Raw genomic sequence first — 1,077 nt, 5'->3', positions numbered from 1 at the left:
GGTCCGGTGGCGAGCACATGGAGCTGACCGGCGATGTCGTCGAACTTCAGCTCGTCGTGGAACAGCATGATGTTGACCATCGGCCCGAAGAAGCCGCGCGCGTCGCGGGAGTACCCGCAGTCCCGCCGGATGTCGTCGGAGCGGTAGCGCTGGTGGCGCAGGGCGCCGGTGATCTGGAGTTCGGTCTGGCGCACGACGTCGGCGACGGTGGTGTGCTCGTCGAACCGCAGGCGCAGCGGCACCACGTTCGACACCACACCCGCCGACCGGCGCAACGCGACGGTGGTGCGTGCCGAAACCGGAAGGCTCAGTACGACATCCGGGTCACCGGTGACCGAACGGACATAGGCGGCGAGCGCGGCGACGATCAGCGCGGAGTTGGCCGAACCGTGTGTGGTGATCGCGTCGGTGAGCAGCGTGTCGAGGTCGGCGTCGAGTACCGCGGTGGCACGGTGGCGCCCCGCGTCGTGGGTGTCGCCCGCGGCGGTGACCGACGACAGCGTCATCGGTTCGCCCACACCGGCGAGCTGTTCCATCCAGTACTCGCGGTCGGCACGGAACCGGCTGGACTCTCGATAGCGGGATTCGTCGGCGTAGAGGTCGACGAGCGCGGCGGCGCGGGAAACGGACGGCTCACGCTGCTCGCCGACCGCGGTGTAGATCTCGGCGGTGCGCGAGAGCGCGTTCATCGCACCGTAACCGTCGATCACGATGTGGTGGCCGCGTTCGTACCAGAACCAATCCCGGTCACCGATCCGCAACACCACATTGATGGTGAGGGGCTCGTGCTCCATGTCGATCGGGGTGCTGGCATGGGCGTTCATCCAGGCCAGCGCGGCGGCCCGGGGGTCGGATTCGCCGCGGAGGTCGATCCGGCCCCAGCCGGGCCGCCACGTGGGGTCCACTCGCTGGTGGGGCACGCCGTCGATCTCGAGTAGGCGGACGTGTCCCACCTGGGATTCCGCGCCGAAGCGCTCGACCGCGTACAGCAACCGGCCGACGTCGAGATCACCGTGCAGTTCGACGTAGTGAGCGATGGTGAGCGGAATATCGGGCCGGATCCGTTGCGCGTACCAC

1 protein-coding gene is annotated in these 1,077 nt (G+C 68.5%); it reads right to left on the bottom strand.

Annotated elements, in window-relative coordinates:
• Positions 1 to 1,077: condensation domain-containing protein (locus ACFWDO_RS21460; RefSeq protein WP_380347218.1), on the bottom strand; the 1,077-nt coding region annotated here is incomplete at both ends.

Source organism: Isoptericola sp. NPDC060185 (genome assembly GCF_042728595.1).
Classification (GTDB): domain Bacteria; phylum Actinomycetota; class Actinomycetes; order Actinomycetales; family Cellulomonadaceae; genus Isoptericola.
This window is presented reverse-complemented; position numbering and strand designations above follow the sequence as displayed.